The sequence below is a fragment of the Candidatus Thiodiazotropha endolucinida genome (assembly GCF_001715975.1).
Classification (GTDB): Bacteria; Pseudomonadota; Gammaproteobacteria; order Chromatiales; family Chromatiaceae; genus Thiodiazotropha; species Thiodiazotropha endolucinida.
The window spans coordinates 96,961-120,251 of record NZ_MARB01000002.1 but is presented as its reverse complement, the minus strand read 5'-3'; the positions used below and the strand labels follow the sequence as shown (position 1 = coordinate 120,251).

Sequence of the window (23,291 nt, the reverse complement as noted above, 5' to 3'; positions counted from 1 at the left end):
TCTAACTCCCCCTGGATGTTACGCTTTCGGCTTCTTGACCGGTCTCTGCCAGCCATCGATGCTGATCTGTTTTGCCCGTGTCAGGGTCAGCTTTTCCGATGGTGCGTCTTTACTGATGGTTGAACCGGCGCCGATGGTCGCACCCTCTCCGACTATCACCGGCGCGATCAACTGGGTGTCCGAACCGATGAAGGCGCGATCACCGATGACCGTTCTGTGTTTGTTGGCGCCATCGTAATTGCAGGTGATGGTGCCGGCGCCGATATTGACCTGTTCACCGACCTCGCTGTCACCGACGTAGCTGAGGTGGTTTATTTTACTTCCGTCTGCCACCTGGCTCTTCTTTAACTCGACGAAATTACCGATATGGACATGATCGGCCAGACGGCTCTCCGGCCGAATCCGGGCAAAGGGACCAATGCGGCATTCGCTGCCGATCTCGGCGGCTTCCAATACACTGTTGGCAAAGATCTCTGTCCCTTCGCAGATTGAACAATCTTTAAGCACCACATTCGGACCGACCCTGACCCCGTCCGCGAGGCTGACGTTACCCTCGATGATGACATTACAATCGAGGAAAACATCCTGTCCGGTGGTCAGGTGGCCGCGAATGTCGATGCGCGAGGGATCCGCCAGGGTAGCGCCGTTGTGCATCAAGCCCTCAGCCAGCTGGCGCTGGTGGTAACGTTCGAGATAGGCCAGTTGTTTGCGGTCATTGACCCCCATGACCTCCTCTTCACTGTCCGGGTGGACCGCCTGGATATTGACCCCGTCCTCTACCGCCATGGCGATGATATCGGTCAGATAGTACTCTTTTTGCGCATTGTTATTATCGAGTCGAGCAAGCCACTTCTCGAGTCTCTCCCGTTTTACCGCCAGGATACCCGTATTGATCTCGGTGATCTCCTGCTCACGCTGGCTGGCGTCTTTCTGTTCGACGATGCGGATAATCCGGTCCATACCGTCACGCACGATACGTCCATATCCAGCGGGATCGGGTAGATCGACCGTTAGCAGCGCCAGGTTGCTCAGTCTCAAGCAACTCAGCAGACCGGTCAGTGTCGAACTGCTGATCAAGGGTACATCGCCATACAGAATCAGCACCTGGTCGACTTTTCGCAGAGAAGGCAGGGCCTGCATCACCGCATGGCCGGTACCGAGGCGCTCGGTCTGTTCCACCCATGTCAGATCAGGAGCGGAGAGCTGAGTAGGCACCAACTCACCCCCGTGGCCATAGACAATGGTGATCTCATCAGGATTGACCGAGCGTGCCGTATCGATCACATGACCGAGCAGCGCCTTGCCGGCCAACTGGTGCAGAACCTTGGGAAGCCTGGAACGCATTCGCGTACCTTCACCCGCAGCCAAAATAAGTGCCCCCAGATCCATCAATTCACCTCAATGCTGTAACCAATCCCGAGGATAGCTTAATACCATTCGGCAGTACCAGCTTCCAGGTAAAAAAATCACACGCCAGATCAGAGTAGGCTTTTAACGCTTGCGGGGAGATGAATGTATAGAGGTGTCAATTCAGTGTATGGGATTGGCCCGGCATACCCACTGACATGGCATCTTCCTTGGTCGCGTCCCTAACCTCGAGAATCTTGACCTTAACCACCAGTGTCTTGCCTGCGAGAGGGTGGTTGCCGTCGACCGTCAACTTACCATCCTCGATCTTGGTGACGTAGAAACTCTTTACCTCGCCGGCCTCATTCTGCATCTGTACTTCTGCACCCATCTGACGAAATTGCGGGGGCACATTATCGATTTCGTCGGTGAAGGTCAGGTCCGGATCATACTCACCGAAGGCATCACTGGAGGGGATGGTAAGAGTGACTTCATCACCCTGGCACTTACCGGCCACCGCGCGATCCATACCGCCAATCAGTTCGGTTTCACCGCCATGGATATAGCTGACCGGAAGATCGCTCTGTTCCAGGGTATTGCCATCCGGGTCGGCAATAGAGTAAGTAAGGGAGACGAATTTTCCGTTCTGGATAATATCTTTTGACATAGCGGCGTGGCGTGGGGCCTGATAAGTCAGGCCCTGTTATTAGGATGGGATTATCAGGCGCCCTTACCCTTGCGGATACGTTCGATGGCTCGCAACTGTGCCGCTGCCTCCACCAGTTCAGCCTGTGCCTTGGCGTATTCGAACTCGGAGGTTCGGTTCGCCATGGCATCTTCAGCACGGCGCTTGGCCTCCTGGGCGGCCGCCTCGTCCAGGTCTGTGGCGCGAATCGCCGTATCGGCGAGTACGGTAACCACATGGGGCTGAACCTCGAGAATCCCGCCGGAGACATAAAAGTGCTGCATCTCCTGATTATTCCCGGTGTCGACCCGGATCTCACCTGGTTTCAGTTGAGTCACCAGCGGCGTGTGGCGGGGAGCGATTCCCACCTCACCCATTATCGCAGGGGCGTATACCATCTCAGCGAGACCGCTGAAGATCTCGCCCTCGGCGCTGACGATGTCCACATGGATTGTCATGGCCATCTATTCTACTCCCAGCCGATCAGGCCTTGCCACCGCGTTCGACGGCTTCGTCGATACCGCCGACCATATAGAAAGCCTGCTCCGGCAGATGATCGTATTCACCTTCGACGATTGCCTTGAAGCTGGCGATAGTGTCTTTCAACGAGACATACTTGCCGGGGGTGCCGGTGAAGACCTCGGCCACGAAAAAGGGCTGAGAGAGGAAGCGCTGTATCTTACGTGCGCGCTGCACCACCAGTTTGTCTTCTTCCGAGAGCTCATCCATACCCAGGATGGCGATGATGTCTTTCAGCTCCTTGTAGCGCTGCAGGGTACCCTGCACGGCACGAGCCACGCTGTAGTGCTCCTGGCCCACCACATTGGGATCGAGAATACGGGAGGTGGAATCGAGCGGATCCACCGCCGGATAGATACCCAGCTCGGCGATCTGACGGGAGAGCACCAGGGTCGCATCCAGATGCGCGAAGGTGGTCGCGGGCGAGGGATCGGTCAGATCGTCCGCCGGTACGTAGACTGCCTGGAAGGAGGTGATGGAGCCGGTCTTGGTGGAGGTGATACGCTCCTGCAACGCACCCATCTCCTCGGCCAGGGTCGGCTGATAACCCACCGCGGAGGGCATACGGCCCAGCAGCGCGGATACCTCGGTACCGGCCAGGGTGTAACGATAGATATTGTCCACGAACATCAGGACGTCACGGCCTTCGTCACGGAAATTCTCGGCGATGGTCAGTCCGGTCAGGGCCACACGCAGACGGTTGCCCGGGGGCTCGTTCATCTGACCGTAGACCAGGGCCACCTTGTCGAGTACCCCGCCTTCCTGCATCTCGTGGTAGAAGTCGTTGCCCTCACGGGTACGCTCACCCACACCGGCGAATACGGAGAAACCGGAGTGTTCCACCGCGATGTTACGAATCAACTCCATCAGGGTAACGGTCTTGCCCACGCCGGCGCCGCCGAACAGACCGATCTTACCGCCCTTGACGATGGGCATGATCAGGTCGATTACCTTGATGCCGGTTTCGAGGATCTCGGTGGTGGCCGCCTGATCTTCCAGCTTTGGCGGCAGACGGTGGATCGGCATCAGCTTGTCGGCCTTGACCTCGCCGGCCTCGTCCACCGGATTGCCGAGTACATCCATGATACGGCCCAGAGTACCCTGACCGACCGGGATACTGATCGGGTCGCCGGTGGACTCCACGGTGACACCGCGCTTCAGTCCATCGGTCGATCCCATGGCGATGGTTCTCACCACCCCGTCGCCCAGCTGTTGCTGGACTTCCAGTGTGAGGCCCGCCTCTTCAATCTTGAGTGCCTCGTAGACCTTCGGCATCTCACCGCGTGCGAACTGTACGTCCACCACAGCGCCGATGATTTCAACCACTTTGCCCGAACTCATTTCTGGTTCCTCTTGCCGCTCCAGGCGACTCTCAAAATAATAAAAACTAATTCTTTTTCCAGGCTGTCATCAGACAGCCGCCGCACCGCCGACGATCTCCGAGATCTCCTGGGTAATCGCGGCCTGGCGCGCCTTGTTGTAGATCAGCTGCAGCTCATCGATCAGATCACCCGCATTGTCCGAGGCCGCCTTCATCGCCACCATTCGTGCAGACTGCTCACTGGCGCCGTTTTCCACCACGGACTGGTAAACCAGGGATTCCACATAACGGCTCAGCAGGTTGTCGAGCACATCTTTCGAATCCGGTTCGTAGATGTAGTCCCAGTGGTGCCTCAACTCTTCCTCCATGGTGGAGGCAATCGGCACCAGCTGTTCGACAGTCGGACTCTGGGTCATGGTGTTGACGAAGTGGTTGTAGGCGATATAGATACGATCGATCTTGCCCTCGGCATAGGCATCCAGCATCACCTTCACCGTACCGATCAGGTCCTCGATGTGGGGTGTGTCCCCCAGGTGGGTCGCCTGACTGACCACATTACCGCCGAAACGGCCGAAAAATCCCAGCGCCTTGTTGCCGATAGTACAGAAATCGACCTCTGTACCGCTGTCCCTATGGACCCGCATATCCTTAACCAGCTTGCGAAACAGATTATTGTTCAAACCACCGCAAAGCCCTCGATCGGAGGAGACGATGATATACCCAACCCGTTTCACTTCACGCTCGATCATGAAGGTGTGCTTATACTCGGGATGCGCGTGAAACAGATGCCCGATGACGTTGCGCATCTTCTCCGCATAGGGCCGCGTGGCCGCCATCCGGTTCTGCGCCTTACGCATCTTCGAGGCCGCCACCATCTCCATCGCCTTGGTGATCTTGCTCGTATTCTTGATACTGGCAATCTGTGTGCGTATCTCTTTTGCGCCTGCCATAACTCTGAACCTTATCTCGTGTTACGTACTCGGCTTACCAGGTATGGTTGGCCTTGAAGTCCTTCAACGCATCGTGCAGCGCCTGCTCGATCTCGGTGTTGTAGTCACCGGTCTCGTTCATCCTGTCCATCAGCTCCTTCTGACTGCTCTTCATGTAGCCGTTCAACGAGGCCTCGAAGTCAACCACTTTGCTGGCATCCACATCGTCAAGATAACCCTCATTGGCGGCAAACAGCGAGACGGCCATGCCGGCGATGGAGAGCGGTGAATACTGGGCCTGCTTCATCAGTTCGGTGACGCGTTCACCGCGCTCCAGCTGTTTGCGGGTCGCCTCGTCCAGATCGGAAGCGAACTGGGAGAAGGCCGCCAACTCACGATACTGGGCCAGGGCCAGACGCACACCGCCGCCCAGCTTCTTGATGATCTTGGTCTGCGCGGCACCACCCACACGGGAAACCGACAGGCCGGCGTTGATGGCCGGGCGGATACCGGCGTTGAACAGATCCGCCTCGAGGAAGATCTGACCGTCGGTGATCGAGATCACGTTGGTCGGTACGAAGGCCGACACGTCACCCGCCTGGGTCTCGATGATCGGTAGGGCGGTCAGTGAACCGGTCTGGCCTTTTACCTTGCCATCAGTCATCTTCTCCACATAGTCGGCGTTGACGCGCGCGGCGCGCTCCAGCAGACGGGAGTGGAGGTAGAAGACGTCACCGGGATAGGCTTCACGGCCTGGCGGACGACGCAACAACAGAGAGACCTGACGATAGGCCCAGGCCTGCTTGGTCAGATCGTCGTAGATGATCAGCGCATCTTCACCCTTGTCGCGGAAGTACTCGCCCATGGTACAGCCGGAGTAGGGGGCGAGGAACTGCATGGCCGCGGAATCCGCCGCGGGCGCCGCCACGATGATGGTGTGCTCCATGGCGCCGTGCTCTTCGAGCTTGCGCACCACCTGGGCGATGGTGGAATTCTTCTGGCCGACGGCGACGTAGATACATTTGATGCCGGTGCCTTTCTGATTGATGATGGTGTCGACCGCCACAGCCGACTTACCGGTCTGACGGTCACCGATGATCAGCTCACGCTGGCCACGGCCGATCGGCACCATGGCGTCGATCGCTTTGAGGCCGGTCTGCACCGGTTGGTCAACCGACTTACGCTCGATAACGCCCGGCGCGACTTTCTCGATGGGAGAGGTCTCATCGGCAGCGATGTCGCCCTTGCCGTCCAGGGGGTTGCCCAGCGAGTCGACCACACGGCCCAGCAGGGCCTCGCCCACGGGCACCTCGAGTACGCGGCCGGTACACTGAACGGCGTCGCCTTCACTCAGGTGCTTGTAGTCACCCAAAACCACGGCGCCGACTGAATCGCGTTCCAGGTTGAGTGCCAGACCGTAGGTATTCCCCGGAAACTCCAGCATCTCGTAGGACATGGCGTCCTCGAGACCGTGGATTCGGGCAATGCCGTCGGTCAGACTGATGATCGTACCCTCGTTTCGGGCCTCGGTCTTGAGATCGAATTTTTCGATCTTGCTTTTGATCAGGTCACTGATCTCGGATGGATTGAGTTGCATGATGGCTTCTCGCTTAGATTCCCAATTCGTTCGCCAGTTGCTGCAGTTGTCCACGGACTGAGCCGTCGATAACCATGTCGCCCGCACGGATGTGAATACCGCCGATCAGCTCGGGGTCTTTTTCACTGGTGATGGTGACGTTGCGTCCCAACTTGGCCTTTAAGGCTTCGGCAATGAGTTTTTCCTGCGCCGCATCGAGGGCGAAGGCAGAGGTGACATGTACCTTGCTGACACGCTCTTTGTCCGCTTTCAGCTCTTCAAAGAGCGCGTCGATCTCCGGCAGCACATTGAGTCGGCCGTTCTCGACCAACACCTTGATCAGATTGCCGCCCTCTTCGTCGACATTATCGCCCGCGATCTCCAGCAGCAGTGACACCAGGGCGTCCTGCTCGATCAGCGGATTACCGACGATCGGGGCCATCTCCTGGCTCTCCACCACCGTGGTGAGAAAGCTCAGCATGTCGGACCAGACGTCGAGCTTACCGCTCTCTTCTGCGCGCGCAAACACCGCTTCGGCGTAGGGACGGGCAATAGTGGTTGCTTCACCTGCCATGATTCCGCCTTAAATCTCTTGTGCCAGCTCGTTGACGATATCTTTGTGCGCCGTTGCGTTGATCTCCTTTCTAAGGATCTTCTCAGCACCGGCCACGGCCAGTTCGCCGATCTTTTCACGCAGGTGCTCACGAGCGCGGTTCGACTCCTGCTCGATCTCTGCCTGCGCAGCGGTCAGGATACGCTCGCCTTCTGTGCGTGCGGTGTCCTTTGACTCATCGACAATTTCAGCTGCCCGTTTCTGCGCCTGAGCCACGATCTCAGCTGCCTGCGATTTGGCTTCGTGCAGAACATCCTTGGCCCGCTCTTTCGCAAGCTCCTGTTCGTGCTGCCCGCGCTCGGCGGCGACCAGGCCATCGGCTATCTCTTTTTTGCGGGTCTCCAGCGCACCCATGATCGGGGTCCAGATATACTTCATCGTGAACCACACGAACACCGCAAAAGCGAGCAGCTGACCTATAAGCGTCAGATTGATGTTCATCCCGGAATTACCTCTCGTTGGACGAGATGATAGAGAGTTCGCTCAATGGCCCGGATCAGGCGACAGCGAACAGTACGTACATGGCCAGACCCACGGCGATCATGGGCACGGCGTCGACCAGGCCCATGACGATGAAGAACTGGGTACGCAGCATAGGAATGAGTTCAGGCTGACGTGCGGCGCCTTCAAGAAAGCGGCCACCCAGTACGCCGATGCCTACCGCGGCACCCAGGGCACCCAGGCCCATCATGATCGCGCCGGCAATGTACAGCAGTGCTTGTTCCATTATTGGTCTCCCGTTTAATGAACTAGATAGTTTAAGGTTAAATCAGTGTTCGTGATGCGCCATATCCAGATAGACGATGGTCAGGGTCATGAAGATGAACGCCTGCAATGTGATGATCAGGATATGGAAAATCGCCCAGCCGAGCTGGAGCACGCCACCGAACAAGCCAAGAATCAGCCCGGCATTGTACATGATGGCGATCAGAATAAAGATCATTTCACCCGCGTACATGTTACCGAACAGACGCAGGGCGAGTGAGATAGGTTTCGCGATCAGACTGACAAACTCAAGAATGAAGTTGACCGGAATGAAAAGTATGTTGACCAGGACATTGTTGGATGAGAAGGGCTGCAGGGTCAGCTCACCGGCGAAGCCGCCGATGCCCTTGATCTTGATGCTGTAGAAGAGAACCAGAATGAAAACCCCAATGGCCATACCGAAGGTGGCATTGGGATCGGTCGAAGGCACAACCTTCATGTAGTGGATACCCAGCAGCTTGGCGAGTTCCGGGATCACGTCCACCGGCACCAGATCCATCAGGTTCTGCAGGAATATCCAGACAAAGATGGTCAGCGCCAGGGGCGCCACCAGGGCGTTGCGGGCGGAAAAGGAGCCACGCACGCTCTCATCGATGAAATCGACCAGCCATTCGACGAAATTCTGCAGACCGTTGGGAACCCCGGCGGTGGCCTGCTTGGCGGTCTTGCTGAAGAAATAGAGAAACAGGATTCCGAGGCCGATGGACCAGAACATGGTATCCACGTGGATCGCCCAGAAGCCCATCTCCTTGGCTTCAGCGGCAGATTGCGCTATACCCCAACTCCCATCCGGGTGTTTGCCGAATGTCAGATTGGTCAAATGGTGTTTGATATATCCACTGGAGGTGAGCGTGTCGCCAGCCATACTTAAAAACCTATGAATGCTGTCTATCTTCAATAACCAATACAATCAGCGGAACCGCTACCTGTACGAACAGATAACTGCCCAATAATGCACCAATACTCAGCGGAGTGATGGTGACAATTGTCAATCCGAACATCAGTCCCGTGATGATCAACTTCTGGATTTCGGCGCCAAACATGCGACCGGCTATTTTTTGCGGATCCTGTGCGCGGTAGTGCGTAAAGGATCTGTGGGCAAAATAGCCGTTTGCCACTGCAGCAATCAGACCACCGATAAACCCTGACAGTGCAAAGGTCTTACCGAATGCCAGAAGCATTAACCCGATCAACACCGCCGCTCCGAATTGGAGCGCTACAATGGTACGGATCTGGTTGTTTCCGGTAAGCTGCATGCCGGTTTCCCGGTACCCTTTATATGAGCCTAACCAGCAAGGAGGGAGGAGTATAAGGGGTCTTTGATATAAGGTCAAAGGATAGATGCATAAATTTTTTCATAAGTTGTCAATTTTCGGCAATCGCCATCCGCAACAACCCGGAATATGGGTCAATCGGATATTTTCAAGCCACTTGCCTCTTCTCTGCGAAGGGTCGTTCCTTGACCGTTTCAGCGATATCTGCGGTTGGGGGAGGTGCCGGGACCGCCCCGTGGACCAGGGAGGTTTTCCCAATTGGTACCGGGTCCGCCCTTCGGTCCCGGAGGATTATTATCCCTGTCATAGCGGTAGTGGGGATATGGCCGTTTGTAATACAACCCGGAGCCCGCTCCTCCCACCGGCCCGGGTGGATTGATGCGATAGCGATATCGCCGATCGGGTGAGGCTCCCGGCCCACCCTCAGGCCTTGGGGGGTTCTCCCAGTTGGTACCGGGGCCACCTACAGGTCCCGGAGGATTGTTGTCGATATCCATTGCCAACCCTACATCTGTCGTAAAAATCAACACAAGCGACAGTAAAACCAGCCTGGATCCCCCGATCAATTCATCCTCCCTACTCCAGCATTGAAATACGCTAAATACACCTAAAGTCAACGTAATTAAGTAACAATTATGTACGAATATCACCCCTATACTTTATGTCATATAAAAGTAGAACGAATTGGGGAAGACCATGGAAACAACCTTAATACGAGTAATTAAATACGGTTCGAGAGGCGATGACGTCATTCAGGTTCAACAATATCTCAACAAGGCTGTATCCGTTAAACCCGAACTGGTCACCGACGGTATCTTCGGTGCCAAGTCAGCTGCCAGAACCCAGCAGTTTCAACGCGACAATCAACTCGTTGCCGACGGTATCGTCGGGCCGAACACGTGGGCACAGCTGATCGCGTTAATGAAGAACCTGTTGGGTATACCACCCATTGATAAGGGCAAGCATGCGGAAATACGAAAAAGGGTTTTATCGGAAGCGGGTAAACTTGTCGGCAAGGTGGATTTCTCTCAGCTCATAGGCGGTAGGCCGAAAGGTATCGATATTGTTAAGACCATCTTCAAAGAGGCCGCGAACGTCACCCTGCAGGATGCCAACTTCAAGGATCCCCATAGCAAGGTCTGGAGTCCACAACCATTCGTCGGTGGAAAGAAAAAAAGCTGGTGCGGTATTTTCTGTGTCTATTGCTATCGAAAGGCCGGGCTAAAGACCATCAGGTGGGATATCGCTGTCGGCGCGCCCAGAGGAAATATAGGACTGAATTCATGGAGTCCCCAGTTTGTACAAAACATTAAACTGGCGGACATCGGCGCCGTTGCCACACGCCAGCACCATTTTCTCATAGAAAAGGTCGATTCAGGCAATCCGTTCAAGCCCCGCCTCAATACCATTGACGGCAATCTGCTGGCGGGAAAGATCCAGCGCCGCACTGGTTTTCATCAAGTCGGCAAGGATAATTTCAACTACTACTCCCTGAAGTAGGGCTGCTGCCAGATTGTTGCGCCTGCCGGTGTTCGGGGTCACCCTACCTCGTCTACACGGTGGGTGTTGTCCAGAAAATAAATATATTTGTGCTTATTCGCGTTCATTTGCGGACTAAATTAATCATTCGCGTCTATTTGCGGCTTTCCGATACAACTCACAATCATCAAGTAACCGATTCAGTGGCTGTGTATTGTGGGTAATTTCGTTGCTTCACTTTATATGATCGAGGATCCCTTCGAGTTCATCGAGACTGTTATAGCCGATGACCAGCTTGCCTTTACCCTTGCTCCCCTGTTGCAGATCGACTTTGGCCCCCAGCTTCTCCGACAGGTCAGTGACCAGGCGGCGAATATCGGGATCCATCGCCTGAGTGGCGCGGGCGGGTTTCGGCTTCTCCTCCTGATTCTGTAAGCGGCGCACCAGGCGCTCCGTTTCACGCACTGAGAGTCCCTTGGCCACCACCTGGTTTGCCGCCCGGGTCTGCTCCTCTCCTTTCAGTCCAAGCAGGCATCGGGCGTGGCCCATCTCCAGGCGCCCGCTCTCAACCAGTGCCTTGACCTCTTCGTTGAGCTCCAACAGGCGCAACAGGTTGGTCACGGTTGTACGTGACTTACCGACGGCCTTCGCCACCTCCTGATGGGTCAGCCCGAACTCCAGCAGCAGGCGGCTCAAGGCATTCGCCTCTTCCAGGGGATTGAGATCCTCCCGTTGGATATTTTCGATTAAACCCATCGCCATGGCGGCCTCTTCGGTGACCTCCTTGATCACCACCGGGATCTCATCCAGGCCCGCCTGCTGGGCTGCGCGCCAGCGCCGCTCACCGGCAATCAGTTCGTAGCGCTCATTCTCCACCGGACGTACCACAACCGGCTGGATCACCCCCTGGGCGGCGATGGAGTCGGCCAGTTCGCGCAGGCTGTCGGCATCGAACTCCCGTCTCGGCTGATAGCGACCGCGCTGGATCAGATCCACCGGGAGTCGATGCAGATTATCGTGTTTGGCTGATGTCGTCTGTTTGCTCTCGGCCTCGGCCTGCACACCCCCCAGCAGGGCATCGAGACCGCGACCCAATCCTCTTTTCTTTGTCGCCATATCTCTCTATCCGTCAGGCGGTTTGGGTTTGCACATCGCGCATGCGATGCCGTCTCAGCAATTCACTGGCCAGGGCCAGATATGCAGTGGCACCGCGTGAGCTCTTGTCATACAGCAACACCGGTATGCCATGGCTAGGCGCCTCGGCAACACGCACGTTGCGCGGGATGATTGTGTTGAACACGGCATCCTTGAAATGGGAAAGCAACTGTCCGGAGACATCGATCGCCAGATTGTTTCGTGGATCATGCATGGTGCGCAGAAAACCCTCTATCTGCAGATCCTGATTGAGATGGGTCTGTATCTGTTCCACCGTATTCATCAACGCTGTCAGGCCTTCCAGGGCATAGTATTCGGTCTGAATCGGAATCAGTACGCCATCCGCCGCCACCAGGGCGTTGAGGGTCAGCATATTTAGGGATGGCGGGCAGTCGATCAGGATATAATCATAGCTGGCCTTCGCGGGTGCCAACGCAAGGTTAAGCCGCTTTTCCCGCATCGAACTGTTCATCAAGCCGACTTCCGCCGCCGTAAGATCCGCATTTGAGGGTAGCACATCGAAGCTTGCCTCGGGCGCCCGCTGCACCGCTTCACGCAGGGTCGAATCCCCCAGCAGCAGTTCACAACAGGAGTTCTCCAGGCTATGTTTGTCGATACCACTGCCCATACTGGCATTGCCCTGTGGATCCATGTCCACCAGCAACACCCGTTTCTTCATGGCAGCGAGGGAGGCCGCCAGATTGACGGTGGTCGTGGTCTTACCGACGCCGCCCTTTTGATTGGCGATTGAGATGATGTAACCCATGGCGTATTTCGGTTCCGCGATAACAGGAACTGCCTATCATAACGGTAGTGCCGTTGAAGGTGGTACCCTTTCTGTCACTTTGCATGAAATCCGGCGACCTGGCCGATCCGCACCAGGCAGCGTTCACCCGCCTCGAAGGGAACTCTCAGCGGGATGACATCAGTCGTCACATGGGCCGGCAGTTGCACGATCTCTTGCTCTGGAATGCTCCCTTTCATGGCCAGGATTTCTACCCCCGGCTGGTGCAGGCCGGCACTCAGTGCGAACATATTCGGCAAGGCGGTAAAGGCCCTGGCAATCAGGGTCTTAAAGGGTCTGTCGGCTTGATATTGCTCCACCCTGGCATGCACCGGTTGGACATTCACCAACCCCAATTCCAGCTTGGCTTGTCGCACAAAACGGATCTTTTTGCTGTTACTGTCAAGCAGTACGAAGTCTGAATCGGGCCGCATAATCGCCAGGGGTATCCCCGGCACGCCGGCACCGGTACCCATGTCGAGGCAGGGCCCAGGTTTCAGGTGTGGCAAGAGCGCCAAACTGTCCAGCAAGTGTCGTCCGACCATCTCAAGGGGCTCACGAACCGCCGTCAGATTATAGGCGCTGTTCCATTTCACCAGCAGTGCCAGAAATTCTATCATCAGGGTTTGTTGCCGCGCATCGAGATCCAGCCCCATCTCGATGGCACCCGCCACGAGCCGTTGCCGGCAGGCCGCATTGTCATACGTCTCATCAACCATCAGGCTGACCGCTTTTTCAGATGAATCAACAACAGGGAGATGGCGGCAGGCGTGACACCGGGAATACGCCCTGCCTGCCCGAGGGTTTGGGGCCGATGCCGCTGCAGTTTCTCCATCACCTCCGAAGAGAGTCCGCGTACCGTCGCATAATCGAGTCCATCGGGCAGTAAAACCGCCTCATTGGTGCGCTGTTTCTCTATCTCGCCCCGCTGGCGATCGATATAACCGGCATATTTTGCCTGCACCTCGAGCTGTTCGATGACTTGTGGGTCCGTTTCGCCCGGGCCCAGTTTGGTCAACCCCATCAGTTGCTGATAGGCCACGTTCGGTCTGGCGAGCAGATTGATGGCACAGGCCTCTTTGGAAAGCACGCCCCCCAAGATGGCTTCCGCCTGAGCCGGTTCGACATCGCCGGGGGTAAGCCAGATCCCCTTCAGGCGCTGTTGCTCACGTTCGATGGCTTCACGTTTACGGCAGAATGCCTCCCAGCGACGATCATCGACCAGACCGAGATGGCGTCCGGTTTCGGTCAGGCGCAGATCGGCATTATCCTCACGCAACAACAGCCGGTACTCGGCCCGGCTGGTAAACATGCGATAGGGCTCCAGGGTACCCTGAGTGATCAGGTCGTCCACCATCACTCCGAGATAGGCCTCATCTCTTCGTAGTGTCCACGGCGGTTGTTCCCGGCAGTAGAGCACCGCATTAACCCCGGCCAGCAGCCCCTGAGCCGCCGCCTCTTCATAACCGGTGGTGCCATTGATCTGACCGGCAAAGAAGAGGCCTTGCAGACATTTTGTCTGCAGTGTCGCCTGCAGATCGCGGGGGTCGAAGAAATCATACTCGATGGCATAACCTGGCCGCGTCACATGCGCCTTCCCGAATCCCTTCATGGAACGAACCAGGCGGTACTGGATATCGAACGGAAGACTGGTGGAGATACCGTTGGGATAGACTTCATGGGTATCCAGCCCCTCGGGTTCAATGAAGATCTGGTGCGATTCCTTATCCGCGAAACGCACGATCTTGTCCTCGATAGAGGGGCAGTAGCGAGGCCCGACACCTTCAATGACACCGGTATACATGGGTGATCGGGAGAGACCGCCACGGATGATTTCATGGGTTTCACGATTGGTGTGGGTGATATGGCAGCTGACCTGCCGGGGGTGCTTCTCGGGTGACCCCAGAAATGAAAATACGGGTGTGGGTGTATCGCCTGGCTGATCCTGCAGCTGTGAATAGTCGATGCTGCGGCCATCGATTCGAGGCGGGGTGCCGGTCTTCAGGCGATCGACACGAAAGGGTAGTTCTCGCAGTCGCTGGGAAAGTGCATTGGCGGGAGGATCGCCTGCACGACCACCTTCATAGTTGGACATCCCGATATGGATTCGACCACCGAGAAAGGTACCCACGGTCAGGACCACCGCATCGGCGCGAAACTTCAACCCCATCTGGGTGACGACACCGGTCACCCGTTCCTGCTCAACCAGAAGATCATCCACCGCCTGCTGAAAGATCTCCAGGTTGGCTTGATTCTCCAGGGCATACCGAACAGCCGCCTTGTAGCGCACCCGATCTGCCTGGGCACGGGTGGCGCGCACCGCTGCGCCTTTGCGAGAATTGAGAATGCGAAATTGAATCCCGCCGAGATCCGCCGCATAAGCCATAATTCCACCCAAGGCATCCACTTCCTTGACCAGATGGCCCTTGCCGATACCGCCAATGGCGGGATTACAGCTCATTTGACCCAGGGTCTCGATGTTGTGACTGAGCAGCAGAGTCCGGACACCCATTCGCGCCGCGGCCAGTGCCGCCTCGGTACCGGCATGCCCGCCGCCCACTACAATCACGTCATAACTGTTGGTATAAAACATGGGTCTCTATATTCGGTGCTGGAGTAAAAAATTCTTTAATCGCGAATCGGCTAGTTTAGCCGATACGACAGACACCACGGAAATCTATGAGTTCTGAACTAAAAAAGATTATCGACGCCGCCGGGAGGATCCTACTGGGCAAGCAGGAGGTGATTAAACTCTCCATTGCCTGTCTACTGGCGCGGGGACACCTTTTGATCGAGGATCTGCCCGGCGTCGGCAAGACTACCCTGGCCCATACCTTGGCACACATGCTGGGACTGCACTATCAACGCATCCAGTTTACCAGTGACCTACTGCCCTCGGATATCATCGGTGTGTCGATTTATGAGCGAAGCGAACAGCGTTTTCAATTCCATCACGGACCGGTATTCGCCCAGCTGGTCCTGGCTGATGAGATCAACCGCGCCACACCCAAGGCGCAAAGTGCCTTATTGGAGGCCATGGAGGAGCGGCAGGTCACCACTGATGGCGTCACCCACGGCCTGCCTGAACCGTTTTTTGTCATCGCCACGCAAAACCCGGCCCATCAAGTGGGTACCTTCCCCCTGCCGGAATCCCAGCTCGACCGTTTTCTGATGCGCATCCGCATAGGTTATCCCGAAAGAGAGGCGGAGCGAGAACTGCTAGGCGGCGAAAACCGACGGCAAATGCTCAATAGGATGCCTGCTGTGATAGACAATCAGAGACTGACGGCATATCAGCAACGGGTTTCACAGATTCATGTGGCGGACGCCTTGATCGACTACTGCCAGGACATACTTTCATTTAGCCGCACATGGCCGGACTACCGCCACGGCCTCTCCCCGCGAGCCGGTTTGGCGATCTTGCAAGGCGCGCGGGCGTGGGCGATGATCGAAGGCCGCAACATGGTTTTACCCGAAGATCTGCAGGCTATTCTTCCGGCCACCATTGGCCATCGGCTTCAACCGGCGGGCGATAGCGGTGAGCCTCAGGGCGACAGCCTGGTGATGAACTTAATCAGTTCCGTACCGATCCCTTGAGATGACTACGATAACGACGGGTCAGTGGCTGAAGCGCTTTCGCCGACGCGGGCGGCCGGAGTCCCGCGGCAGGGTCCGCATAGTAGCGCGCAGCATCTATATACTGCCGACCCGCCAGGGAATGCTATTGGCCCTGTTACTGATGACGATGCTGGCCGGTTCTATCAACTATGGCAGTAATCTGGGTCACTTGATGACTTTTCTGCTCGGTGGTATCTGGCTGATATGCATACTGCATACCTGGCGTAATCTACTAGGCCTGATGATACAGCCAGGTGAGGCTGCTTCTGTCTTTGCTGGCCAAACTGCCGATTTTACCCTCCGGGTAATGAATGACAGTAGAGCCGATCGTTATGGAATTGCCATCAAATCCAGAAACCAGCTTGGCGGTAGTGTCGATGTCAAAGCCGGCTCGGATGGCGAGCTGCATTTACCGATCAAGACAGAACGGCGCGGTCTTCTGCCAATACCTGAAATCATCATACAGACTACCTATCCACTCGGTCTCTTTCGAGCCTGGAGTTATGCTCAGCTAGAGCAAAGCTGTCTTGTCTATCCCAAACCGGCCAAACAGGGTAAACCACCAACTAGCGCGATCTACAGTCACAGCGATAGTGGTGACAGAGGCGTCGGTGCTGACGATTTCATAGGATTGCGCAGCTACCGGGTAGGGGATTCGCCACGTCAAATCGACTGGAAGGCTCAGGCCAGGGAGCGGGGACTGCTGAGCAAACAATTTGGTGGTGACAGGAGTGAACAGGTCAGTCTCGATTGGGAACTGTTGAAAGCGTTCGAAACAGAACACCGTCTCAGCCTGCTCTGTCGATTCGTTTTACAGGCTGAGGAACAGGAGCAATCTTACAGTCTGCAGATGCCTGGTGAAAAGATTCCTACCGGCTCGGGACCCTTACATCAACAACGTTGTCTCTCACTGCTTGCCCGCTACGGCACTGACAATGAAACAGCCGGTTGACTACACGGTAACACCGGCTTTCATGTCGAAGCTCACCTTGATCATGGGCTTGGCGTTATTGCCGCATGTCAGCAACATCCCGCTAAACATTTCACTCTATTTATCTCTATTGTTCATATGGCGCATCGCCGGTCTCCATTCAAGCAAACTGCAACCCGGGCGCTGGTTGCTTCTGGCGGTTACTCTCGTCTCAATCTCTATCGTCTATTCACAATACCAGACCCTGCTGGGTCGAGACGCGGGTGTCGCGCTATTGGGAATAATGTTAATGCTGAAGGTAATGGAGATAAAAAAGCGCAGGGATATCTATATTTCAGTATTTATCTCCTACTTTGTCATCATTACACAATTCCTGTTCAGCCAATCATTACTACTGACACTCTATCTCATTATCATCGTTACCTGTCTCACTGCGTTGTTACTGGAGATAAACCGGGTAACTCCTGCGCATAATTTTCTGCCGCCAATCATAAAGACAATACAGATAACCTCCCAGGCATTACCCATTGCAATCATTCTGTTCATCATATTTCCACGCATCACTCAACCGCTGTGGAGCTTTGGTTCAGAATCATCTGCCAGGACGGGTCTCAGCGATCGAGTCACACCGGGATCTGTCAGTGATCTTATCGAATCATCGGAGGTGGCATTCAGGGCAGAATTCAAACAACCCCCACCGCCGACTCAGCAGCGCTATTGGCGCGGTTTGGTACTGTGGGATACCGATGGGTATAGCTGGTACACAGATAAGGAACAGCCGATAACCAATATCAATACGCAATTGACCATGTTAAGCCAGCCGGTCAAAGATGAAATCTTCCTGGAACCACATGATGAAAAGTGGCTGATCGCGCTTGATGTTCCGCTCGAAGCACCTGCCCGAAGCAGACTGACCGATGACTTTCAATTAGTTCACAATGAAAGGGTGACTAAACCAAAAAACAATAGCCTTCACTCCTTAACCAAGTACAACATGTCAAACCTGACACCCATGCTGCGTCAAAGGGCATTGAAGCTTGGTGTGACAGTAACGGATCAGCAACGTAAACTGGTTGCACGATGGAAGAGAGAATCAAACAATGACAGTGAGATGGTTGAACAGGCCTTGCGCTTTTTCAACACCAATCCGTTTGTATATACACTCTCTCCGCCGACATACCTGAGCAATCCCGTTGATGAGTTTCTATTTGAAGGCAGGGCAGGCTTTTGCGAACACTATGCCACCAGCTTCAACCAACTGATGCGAATTGCGGGCATACCATCACGTCTTGTATTGGGCTATCAAGGCGGTGAATACAATGAGTTGGGTGACTACTTCATTATCCGCCAATATCACGCCCATGCCTGGTCAGAGGTATGGCTGGAAGGACGGGGTTGGGTAAGAATCGATCCAACCGCTGCAGTGGCCCCGGAACGGATCGAATATCCCTTGCGACTCGCTTTCGGTGAAGAGGGTGCGCCAGCCATGTTCGAGCTGGATGGGAGTGGATTGGCCGCATCGATGATCCGTCATTTCACTCATGCACTCGATAGTGCCAATATCCGATGGCGTCGATGGATTATCGGATACAGCCGGGAGCACCAGTTTACCCTGATGCGCAATTTCGGTTTCAACACCTATACGACAATTCAATGGAGCCTGATTACTGTGGGATTGGTGGCGATTGTTTTGTTGGTTGTCGTCTTCAACATCGTACGACAGGGCAGGTTACGGCTCACCCCAACACAACAACTCTATCAACGCTTTTGTAATAAGCTGTCAAAGCTTGGCATCACCCGCAGAGCCTATGAGGGTCCCATGGATTATGCTAAGCGGGCTGCTCGCAATCGTCCGGATCTGGCGGACCAGATCATGGCGATCATCGATCTCTACATCAGGCTGCGCTATGCCTCACAAACGAGGGATTATGAACAACAGCGTACATTTGCGCGACAGGTTCGTCAGTTTCGTCCGCGACGAAGATGACACCACTCAACCATGCAAAAAGGCATACAGCCTGTCTTTCAACAATACCCGGCGCTTCTTCATCTCCTCCATGTGGAAATCCGAAACAGGGTTGTGCAACTCCTCAAGATTGCGGATATGCGCATCCAACCAGTCATATTCATCCATCAGGTTGTGGAAAACATCGTTACTGGCGCGTAATTCGGCAATCTTATCGGCGTATTCCGGAAATTCATGTAACAGATCATGGGGTTCACCCAACATAATTCCGCCTCCTCGTTCATTTCGTTAACCTATTGCACCACAGTTAGCCCCGACTTTACCATGGCTGCAATGTGCTTGATCAAAAAAATCGTTAATGATACAGCTTCAATTACCCACTGCCTGAAGTCAGGCCCTATTTTCCGATACAGAAGCTACTGAAGATACGCCCTAACAGATCATCAGCCGTGAATTCACCGGTAATCTCAGATAACGACTGTTGAGCCAAGCGCAGATCTTCAGCCAACAATTCACCCGCCTGATCTCGTTGCAGGCTCAACTCCCCTTGACGGAGATGCCCGATGGCGCGTTCCAGGGCGTCCAGATGACGGCGTCTGGCGATAAAATCACCCTCACCCAGATACCGGTAACCCACACACTGCTTAAGGTGGGCTGTCAGCAGATCGATGCCATCGCCACGGGTGGCCGACAAGGCGACCTCAACCTCTGACTCATCCTCAAGTATGCTGGGAGTGTTGCCGGCAATATCGATTTTATTGCGGATCAGGGTAACCGGGACACCCTTTGGCAATTGATCTCTATCGATGGCGAGGTGATGCGGGTCAGTAGAATCGTCAAATACCCAAAGTACCCGATCAGCCTGTTCGATCTCCTTCTTTGCGCGACGAATCCCTTCTGCTTCAACCGGGTCATGACTCTCCCGCAGACCTGCGGTATCGATAATGTGCAGCGGCATGCCATCGATGGTGATGCGTTCACGCAGCAGATCCCTGGTGGTACCGGGTATATCGGTGACGATCGCGGCCTCAGCACCGGCCAGGGCGTTCAGCAGGCTCGATTTTCCGGCATTCGGTCTACCCGCGATTACCAGGGTCAATCCATCTCTCAGCAATCTGCCGCTATGTGCGCTTTGACGCGTCGATTCGATCTCATCGAGGATTAAATGTAAACGCTCACTGACATTACTGCAGGTGAGAAAGTCGATCTCCTCCTCCGGGAAGTCGATGGCTGACTCCACATAGAGACGCAATTCGATCAATGACTCCACCAGCCGGTCTATCTTGTTTGAGAATGCTCCTTGCAAGGTACGCGTGGCCGATCGAGCCGCAGCCTGGCTCTCCGCATCGATCAGGTCTGCTATCGCTTCGGCCTGCACCAGATCGAGCTTGCCGTTTAGAAAGGCCCGTTCGCTGAACTCACCCGGTCGTGCGAGACGCGCACCCAACTGAAGTGTGCGTTTGAGCAGGAGATCCATAACAACCGGACCGCCGTGCCCCTGCAATTCAAGCACATCCTCACCGGTGAATGAGTGGGGCTTGGGGAAAAAAATGGCCAGACCACTATCGATCACCGTTCGATCCTGATCGAGAAACGGTTTAAAGCGCGCTTGTCTGGGTGATGGCATTGAATCCAACAGGGCGTCGGCGATATCTCTGCATGCGGGGCCACTGATGCGGACGATGCCCACACTCCCTCGCCCCTGGGGGGTCGCTACAGCCGCGATGGTATCAACCGGCTGCATGATGTCAACAAACCCTGATCAGTTCGCCGCTTGTTCGATCTTGCGCGTGATATACCACTGTTGAGCAATCGATATCAGATTGTTGACCACCCAATAGAGCACCAACCCGGCAGGGAAGAAAGCAAAGAATATGGTGAACACAAATGGCAGTGTCATCATGATCTTCGCCTGCATTGGATCAGGTGGCGCCGGATTGAGTTTCTGTTGCACGAACATGGAGACACCCATGATTAACGGCAATATGAAATAGGGATCCTTTTCCGACAGACTTTCAATCCACAGAACCCACGGTGCCTGTCGCAACTCCACGCTCTCCAGCAACACCCAGTAGAGGGCGATGAAAACAGGTATTTGAACCAATATAGGCAGACAACCGCCGAGTGGGTTTATCTTCTCCTTCTTATAGAGCTCCATCATGGCGGCCTGAATGCGTTGCTTGTCATCGCCATAGCGATCCTTGATCGCCTGTATCCGGGGCGTGAACTTGCGCATGTTCGCCATCGACTTGTAGCTGGTTTCCGACAGCTTGAAAAAAGCCGCCTTTATCAGCAGGGTAAGAATGATAATCGACCAGCCCCAGTTGCCGACCCAGTTGTGGATAGTCTTTAAAAGCCAGAAGATCGGTTTCGCAATCACGGTCAACCAGCCGTAATCGACTGTCAGTTCGAGTCCTTCCGCAATCACCTCCAACTGATCCTGCAGCTTCGGGCCAACATAGAATCTGCGGGTCAAGGTGGTGCTTTCACCTGCAGGCACGGTTACTGTGGGAGAGTAACTGCCGATCAAATACTTTCCACCAGAGAGGGCATTGGTATAGTAATGCTCGACCTGATCTTTGGGCGGTATCCAAGCACTCAGAAAATAGTGCTGAATCATCGCCAGCCAACCCTGATCCGATTCGACATTCAGCTTCTTCTTCGCCATATCGTCGAAGTCCACCTTTTCGTACTTGTCCTGAGGGTTGTAGAAGACCCCGCCCGTGTAGGTGTAGGTGGTAAAACCGTTGCCGTCACTACTCGGTTCCATTCGCTGCAACTGTCCGTAATCCCTGGCTGCCCATCCCACGGCGGATTGGTTATCTATCTGATAACGAACATCGGCAAGGTAACTGCCGGGACGGAATATGAACTCTTTGGTGACCTGAATGCCATCGCTATGCGACCAGACCAGTGGCACAACCAGTTCATCACTGCCATCGACCATCTGGTAGTGGTCCTGTTGTACCTGGTATATCGCCTCGTGGTCGGGCGCCTTGCCCTTTTCACTGCCGATCAGGCCTGATTGGGCGATGAAAATGTCGGGTTCCCGCGGACTCAGAAGTTCGACTTTCACATCAGGCTGCTCAAGGGATATGGGGTAATCGAGCAGCAGCGCCTTCTGCACCGTTCCTCCCCGGGTGGATATCTCCAGCTTCAGCAGATCGGTTTCGACGTTTACGATTTTCGCCTGGGTGGATCCGGCGGAGCCCTCCGCGTTCTCCGGTCCGGCGGCAGCAGGCAATTCAGCTGTTACCTCCACTGTCGGTACAGCAGCGGCATCAGCCGAAGTGTCGGTGCTTGCCGGAGTGGATGCGCTCTGTGGCTTTGGCTGGCTTTGCGGACCATAGTCCTGTTGCCAGGCTTGATAGAGCAGCAAACCAACGAAGGCGAGAACAAAGAATAGGATCAGTCGTATATTATCCATGTAACTGCTTTTTTCGGGGTTCGGGTACCGGATCTACACCGCCTTCATGCCAAGGATGACAGCGAGAGACTCGTTTGATAGAGAGCCAGAGACCCTGCAGGGTACCGTGCTTTTCCAAGGCCTCCAGCGCATAGGTGGAACAACTGGGATAAAAACGGCAATGCTGTCCCACAAACGGGCTCAGGATCGTTTGGTAGAGTTTGATCAGAGAGATCACGATGCGGCGCATTTTTCCACCATCTTTCGCCAATGTTGTTCAAGGGAATTCAAACATTGCCTATTCTCGGCATTTACAGCGCCATGTCTAGACACAACCACCAGATCGAGTCCGGTGAGCAGCGCCTGGTTTAGTCTGAAACTTTCCCGAATCAGACGCTTGATGCGGTTTCTATGCACGGCACTGGGACTGCTTTTTTTTGAAACCGCCAAACCGAGTCGTGCGCAATCAAGCTGGTTGGATCTGGCCAGCACCAGAAACAAGCCATCGGAAGAGCGTTCCCCATCATCAAAAACCCGACGGTAGTCGCCGGGCTTAACAAGTCTGCAACGACGGGGAAAAGTCCCTTCGGATGTTGGCAAGGAGCGTATATATTCAGAGTGCCAGGCGTGCACGTCCCTTGGCCCGACGTGCCTTCAGCACCTTGCGGCCGTTACGTGTTGCCATACGCGCACGAAAACCGTGGGTACGCGCCTTCTTCAGATTACTGGGTTGAAAGGTTCTTTTCATAGCTGCTTACCGGTAGATCCGCCAATAAATTGAAAAATAATTTATGGTCGAAAAAAAGACGCGTAGCCTAGTCCTAAACACCTATCCCTGTCAATAGACAATCCGCTAAAAAAAGTGGACGCCTACTCCCATTCGGCTATAGATAACTGCTCCGACCGCAGGTAGACTTGACAGT

General features: G+C 55.0%; 26 protein-coding genes. 4 read left to right on the top strand and 22 right to left on the bottom strand.

Annotated features, from left to right (window positions below; all coding sequences use genetic code 11):
• Positions 1 to 18 precede the first annotated feature (18 nt).
• From glmU to CODIS_RS01850, 12 genes are all read right to left on the bottom strand, one after another.
• Positions 19 to 1,389 carry a bifunctional UDP-N-acetylglucosamine diphosphorylase/glucosamine-1-phosphate N-acetyltransferase GlmU gene (gene glmU, locus CODIS_RS01905; protein ID WP_069121039.1) on the bottom strand — a complete coding sequence of 457 codons (1,371 nt, stop codon included), beginning with the start codon at positions 1,387 to 1,389 and terminating at the stop codon, positions 19 to 21.
• Between the two features lie 136 nt (positions 1,390 to 1,525).
• On the bottom strand, positions 1,526 to 2,014 hold the full coding sequence (locus CODIS_RS01900; protein ID WP_069121038.1) for an FKBP-type peptidyl-prolyl cis-trans isomerase: 489 nt from the start codon (positions 2,012 to 2,014) through the stop codon (positions 1,526 to 1,528).
• A 53-nt stretch (positions 2,015 to 2,067) separates the two neighbouring features.
• Positions 2,068 to 2,496 carry a F0F1 ATP synthase subunit epsilon gene (locus CODIS_RS01895; RefSeq protein ID WP_069121037.1) on the bottom strand — a complete coding sequence of 143 codons (429 nt, stop codon included), beginning with the start codon at positions 2,494 to 2,496 and terminating at the stop codon, positions 2,068 to 2,070.
• Positions 2,497 to 2,515: 19 nt separating this feature from the next.
• Positions 2,516 to 3,892 (bottom strand): F0F1 ATP synthase subunit beta, encoded by a 1,377-nt coding sequence (gene atpD, locus CODIS_RS01890; protein WP_069121036.1) that lies wholly within the window; start codon positions 3,890 to 3,892, stop codon positions 2,516 to 2,518.
• Between the two features lie 69 nt (positions 3,893 to 3,961).
• Complete coding sequence (atpG, locus tag CODIS_RS01885; RefSeq protein WP_069121035.1) at positions 3,962 to 4,822, bottom strand: F0F1 ATP synthase subunit gamma; 861 nt, start codon at positions 4,820 to 4,822, stop codon at positions 3,962 to 3,964.
• A gap of 34 nt (positions 4,823 to 4,856) precedes the next feature.
• Complete coding sequence (gene atpA / locus CODIS_RS01880) at positions 4,857 to 6,398, bottom strand: F0F1 ATP synthase subunit alpha (RefSeq protein ID WP_069121034.1); 1,542 nt, start codon at positions 6,396 to 6,398, stop codon at positions 4,857 to 4,859.
• A 13-nt stretch (positions 6,399 to 6,411) separates the two neighbouring features.
• Positions 6,412 to 6,906 carry a F0F1 ATP synthase subunit delta gene (locus CODIS_RS01875; RefSeq protein ID WP_235615105.1) on the bottom strand — a complete coding sequence of 165 codons (495 nt, stop codon included), beginning with the start codon at positions 6,904 to 6,906 and terminating at the stop codon, positions 6,412 to 6,414.
• 54 nt (positions 6,907 to 6,960) lie between these two features.
• A complete protein-coding gene (locus tag CODIS_RS01870) occupies positions 6,961 to 7,431 on the bottom strand; it encodes a F0F1 ATP synthase subunit B (protein WP_069121032.1) in 471 nt (156 codons plus the stop codon).
• Between the two features lie 55 nt (positions 7,432 to 7,486).
• Positions 7,487 to 7,717, bottom strand: coding sequence for a F0F1 ATP synthase subunit C (atpE, locus tag CODIS_RS01865; RefSeq protein WP_068994713.1), 231 nt, complete (start codon positions 7,715 to 7,717; stop codon positions 7,487 to 7,489).
• A 42-nt stretch (positions 7,718 to 7,759) separates the two neighbouring features.
• Entirely contained in the window at positions 7,760 to 8,620 is an 861-nt protein-coding gene (gene atpB, locus CODIS_RS01860; protein ID WP_069121031.1) for a F0F1 ATP synthase subunit A, read from the bottom strand.
• Between the two features lie 10 nt (positions 8,621 to 8,630).
• Positions 8,631 to 9,011: an ATP synthase subunit I gene (locus tag CODIS_RS01855; RefSeq protein WP_069121030.1), complete on the bottom strand. Its 381-nt coding sequence runs from the start codon at positions 9,009 to 9,011 to the stop codon at positions 8,631 to 8,633.
• Between the two features lie 212 nt (positions 9,012 to 9,223).
• Positions 9,224 to 9,526: a hypothetical protein gene (locus CODIS_RS01850; protein ID WP_154722972.1), complete on the bottom strand. Its 303-nt coding sequence runs from the start codon at positions 9,524 to 9,526 to the stop codon at positions 9,224 to 9,226.
• A gap of 199 nt (positions 9,527 to 9,725) precedes the next feature.
• On the opposite strand from CODIS_RS01850, the gene CODIS_RS01845 reads away from it, so the two are divergent.
• Positions 9,726 to 10,529 (top strand): peptidoglycan-binding domain-containing protein, encoded by an 804-nt coding sequence (locus CODIS_RS01845; RefSeq protein ID WP_069121029.1) that lies wholly within the window; start codon positions 9,726 to 9,728, stop codon positions 10,527 to 10,529.
• Positions 10,530 to 10,742: 213 nt separating this feature from the next.
• Here CODIS_RS01845 and CODIS_RS01840 read toward each other — a convergent pair whose 3' ends face one another.
• The 4 genes from CODIS_RS01840 to mnmG form a co-directional block, all read right to left on the bottom strand.
• Entirely contained in the window at positions 10,743 to 11,624 is an 882-nt protein-coding gene (locus tag CODIS_RS01840) for a ParB/RepB/Spo0J family partition protein (RefSeq protein ID WP_069121028.1), read from the bottom strand.
• Positions 11,625 to 11,637: 13 nt separating this feature from the next.
• Positions 11,638 to 12,429, bottom strand: coding sequence for a ParA family protein (locus CODIS_RS01835; RefSeq protein ID WP_069121027.1), 792 nt, complete (start codon positions 12,427 to 12,429; stop codon positions 11,638 to 11,640).
• Positions 12,430 to 12,503: 74 nt separating this feature from the next.
• Entirely contained in the window at positions 12,504 to 13,166 is a 663-nt protein-coding gene (gene rsmG, locus CODIS_RS01830) for a 16S rRNA (guanine(527)-N(7))-methyltransferase RsmG (protein WP_069121026.1), read from the bottom strand.
• Positions 13,166 to 15,040: a tRNA uridine-5-carboxymethylaminomethyl(34) synthesis enzyme MnmG gene (gene mnmG / locus CODIS_RS01825; RefSeq protein ID WP_069121025.1), complete on the bottom strand. Its 1,875-nt coding sequence runs from the start codon at positions 15,038 to 15,040 to the stop codon at positions 13,166 to 13,168. Before mnmG ends, rsmG begins: the two co-directional genes overlap by 1 nt.
• A gap of 86 nt (positions 15,041 to 15,126) precedes the next feature.
• On the opposite strand from mnmG, the gene CODIS_RS01820 reads away from it, so the two are divergent.
• Genes CODIS_RS01820 through CODIS_RS01810 form a run of 3 tightly spaced genes read left to right on the top strand, consistent with a single transcriptional unit; the run spans position 15,127 to position 18,983 of the window.
• Positions 15,127 to 16,044, top strand: a complete 918-nt coding sequence (locus CODIS_RS01820) for an AAA family ATPase (RefSeq protein WP_069121024.1) — start codon at positions 15,127 to 15,129, stop codon at positions 16,042 to 16,044.
• Position 16,045: 1 nt separating this feature from the next.
• Positions 16,046 to 17,017 carry a DUF58 domain-containing protein gene (locus CODIS_RS01815; RefSeq protein ID WP_069121023.1) on the top strand — a complete coding sequence of 324 codons (972 nt, stop codon included), beginning with the start codon at positions 16,046 to 16,048 and terminating at the stop codon, positions 17,015 to 17,017.
• A complete protein-coding gene (locus tag CODIS_RS01810; RefSeq protein ID WP_069121022.1) occupies positions 17,001 to 18,983 on the top strand; it encodes a transglutaminase TgpA family protein in 1,983 nt (660 codons plus the stop codon). The genes CODIS_RS01815 and CODIS_RS01810 overlap by 17 nt, the downstream gene beginning before the upstream one ends.
• Positions 18,984 to 18,989: 6 nt before the next feature.
• Here CODIS_RS01810 and CODIS_RS01805 read toward each other — a convergent pair whose 3' ends face one another.
• The 6 genes from CODIS_RS01805 to rpmH all read right to left on the bottom strand — a co-directional run bounded on the left by CODIS_RS01805 (position 18,990) and on the right by rpmH (position 23,116).
• Entirely contained in the window at positions 18,990 to 19,226 is a 237-nt protein-coding gene (locus CODIS_RS01805; protein ID WP_069121021.1) for an HP1242/YdcH family protein, read from the bottom strand.
• Positions 19,227 to 19,359: 133 nt separating this feature from the next.
• Positions 19,360 to 20,706, bottom strand: coding sequence for a tRNA uridine-5-carboxymethylaminomethyl(34) synthesis GTPase MnmE (mnmE, locus tag CODIS_RS01800; protein WP_069121020.1), 1,347 nt, complete (start codon positions 20,704 to 20,706; stop codon positions 19,360 to 19,362).
• 18 nt (positions 20,707 to 20,724) lie between these two features.
• Positions 20,725 to 22,389, bottom strand: coding sequence for a membrane protein insertase YidC (yidC, locus tag CODIS_RS01795; protein ID WP_069121019.1), 1,665 nt, complete (start codon positions 22,387 to 22,389; stop codon positions 20,725 to 20,727).
• The gene (yidD, locus tag CODIS_RS01790; RefSeq protein WP_069121018.1) at positions 22,382 to 22,618 is read right to left on the bottom strand and encodes a membrane protein insertion efficiency factor YidD; all 237 of its coding nucleotides are present in this window, start codon (positions 22,616 to 22,618) and stop codon (positions 22,382 to 22,384) included. Before yidD ends, yidC begins: the two co-directional genes overlap by 8 nt.
• Complete coding sequence (gene rnpA / locus CODIS_RS01785; protein WP_069121017.1) at positions 22,603 to 22,968, bottom strand: ribonuclease P protein component; 366 nt, start codon at positions 22,966 to 22,968, stop codon at positions 22,603 to 22,605. The genes yidD and rnpA overlap by 16 nt, the downstream gene beginning before the upstream one ends.
• Positions 22,969 to 22,981: 13 nt before the next feature.
• Positions 22,982 to 23,116, bottom strand: coding sequence for a 50S ribosomal protein L34 (gene rpmH, locus CODIS_RS01780; protein ID WP_069121016.1), 135 nt, complete (start codon positions 23,114 to 23,116; stop codon positions 22,982 to 22,984).
• Between the last annotated feature and the right edge of the window lie 175 nt (positions 23,117 to 23,291).

Excerpts from the sequence above, each read along its gene's own strand:
- glmU (WP_069121039.1), bottom strand. The coding sequence starts at position 1,389 with ATGGATCTGGGGGCACTTATTTTGGCTGCGGGTGAAGGTACGCGAATG.
- CODIS_RS01900 (WP_069121038.1), bottom strand. The coding sequence starts at position 2,014 with ATGTCAAAAGATATTATCCAGAACGGAAAATTCGTCTCCCTTACTTAC.
- CODIS_RS01895 (WP_069121037.1), bottom strand. The coding sequence starts at position 2,496 with ATGGCCATGACAATCCATGTGGACATCGTCAGCGCCGAGGGCGAGATC.
- atpD (WP_069121036.1), bottom strand. The coding sequence starts at position 3,892 with ATGAGTTCGGGCAAAGTGGTTGAAATCATCGGCGCTGTGGTGGACGTA.
- atpG (WP_069121035.1), bottom strand. The coding sequence starts at position 4,822 with ATGGCAGGCGCAAAAGAGATACGCACACAGATTGCCAGTATCAAGAAT.
- atpA (WP_069121034.1), bottom strand. The coding sequence starts at position 6,398 with ATGCAACTCAATCCATCCGAGATCAGTGACCTGATCAAAAGCAAGATC.
- CODIS_RS01870 (WP_069121032.1), bottom strand. The coding sequence starts at position 7,431 with ATGAACATCAATCTGACGCTTATAGGTCAGCTGCTCGCTTTTGCGGTG.
- atpE (WP_068994713.1), bottom strand. The coding sequence starts at position 7,717 with ATGGAACAAGCACTGCTGTACATTGCCGGCGCGATCATGATGGGCCTG.
- atpB (WP_069121031.1), bottom strand. The coding sequence starts at position 8,620 with ATGGCTGGCGACACGCTCACCTCCAGTGGATATATCAAACACCATTTG.
- CODIS_RS01855 (WP_069121030.1), bottom strand. The coding sequence starts at position 9,011 with ATGCAGCTTACCGGAAACAACCAGATCCGTACCATTGTAGCGCTCCAA.
- CODIS_RS01850 (WP_154722972.1), bottom strand. The coding sequence starts at position 9,526 with ATGGATATCGACAACAATCCTCCGGGACCTGTAGGTGGCCCCGGTACC.
- CODIS_RS01845 (WP_069121029.1), top strand. The coding sequence starts at position 9,726 with ATGGAAACAACCTTAATACGAGTAATTAAATACGGTTCGAGAGGCGAT.
- CODIS_RS01840 (WP_069121028.1), bottom strand. The coding sequence starts at position 11,624 with ATGGCGACAAAGAAAAGAGGATTGGGTCGCGGTCTCGATGCCCTGCTG.
- CODIS_RS01835 (WP_069121027.1), bottom strand. The coding sequence starts at position 12,429 with ATGGGTTACATCATCTCAATCGCCAATCAAAAGGGCGGCGTCGGTAAG.
- rsmG (WP_069121026.1), bottom strand. The coding sequence starts at position 13,166 with ATGGTTGATGAGACGTATGACAATGCGGCCTGCCGGCAACGGCTCGTG.
- mnmG (WP_069121025.1), bottom strand. The coding sequence starts at position 15,040 with ATGTTTTATACCAACAGTTATGACGTGATTGTAGTGGGCGGCGGGCAT.
- CODIS_RS01820 (WP_069121024.1), top strand. The coding sequence starts at position 15,127 with ATGAGTTCTGAACTAAAAAAGATTATCGACGCCGCCGGGAGGATCCTA.
- CODIS_RS01815 (WP_069121023.1), top strand. The coding sequence starts at position 16,046 with ATGACTACGATAACGACGGGTCAGTGGCTGAAGCGCTTTCGCCGACGC.
- CODIS_RS01810 (WP_069121022.1), top strand. The coding sequence starts at position 17,001 with ATGAAACAGCCGGTTGACTACACGGTAACACCGGCTTTCATGTCGAAG.
- CODIS_RS01805 (WP_069121021.1), bottom strand. The coding sequence starts at position 19,226 with ATGTTGGGTGAACCCCATGATCTGTTACATGAATTTCCGGAATACGCC.
- mnmE (WP_069121020.1), bottom strand. The coding sequence starts at position 20,706 with ATGCAGCCGGTTGATACCATCGCGGCTGTAGCGACCCCCCAGGGGCGA.
- yidC (WP_069121019.1), bottom strand. The coding sequence starts at position 22,389 with ATGGATAATATACGACTGATCCTATTCTTTGTTCTCGCCTTCGTTGGT.
- yidD (WP_069121018.1), bottom strand. The coding sequence starts at position 22,618 with ATGCGCCGCATCGTGATCTCTCTGATCAAACTCTACCAAACGATCCTG.
- rpmH (WP_069121016.1), bottom strand. The coding sequence starts at position 23,116 with ATGAAAAGAACCTTTCAACCCAGTAATCTGAAGAAGGCGCGTACCCAC.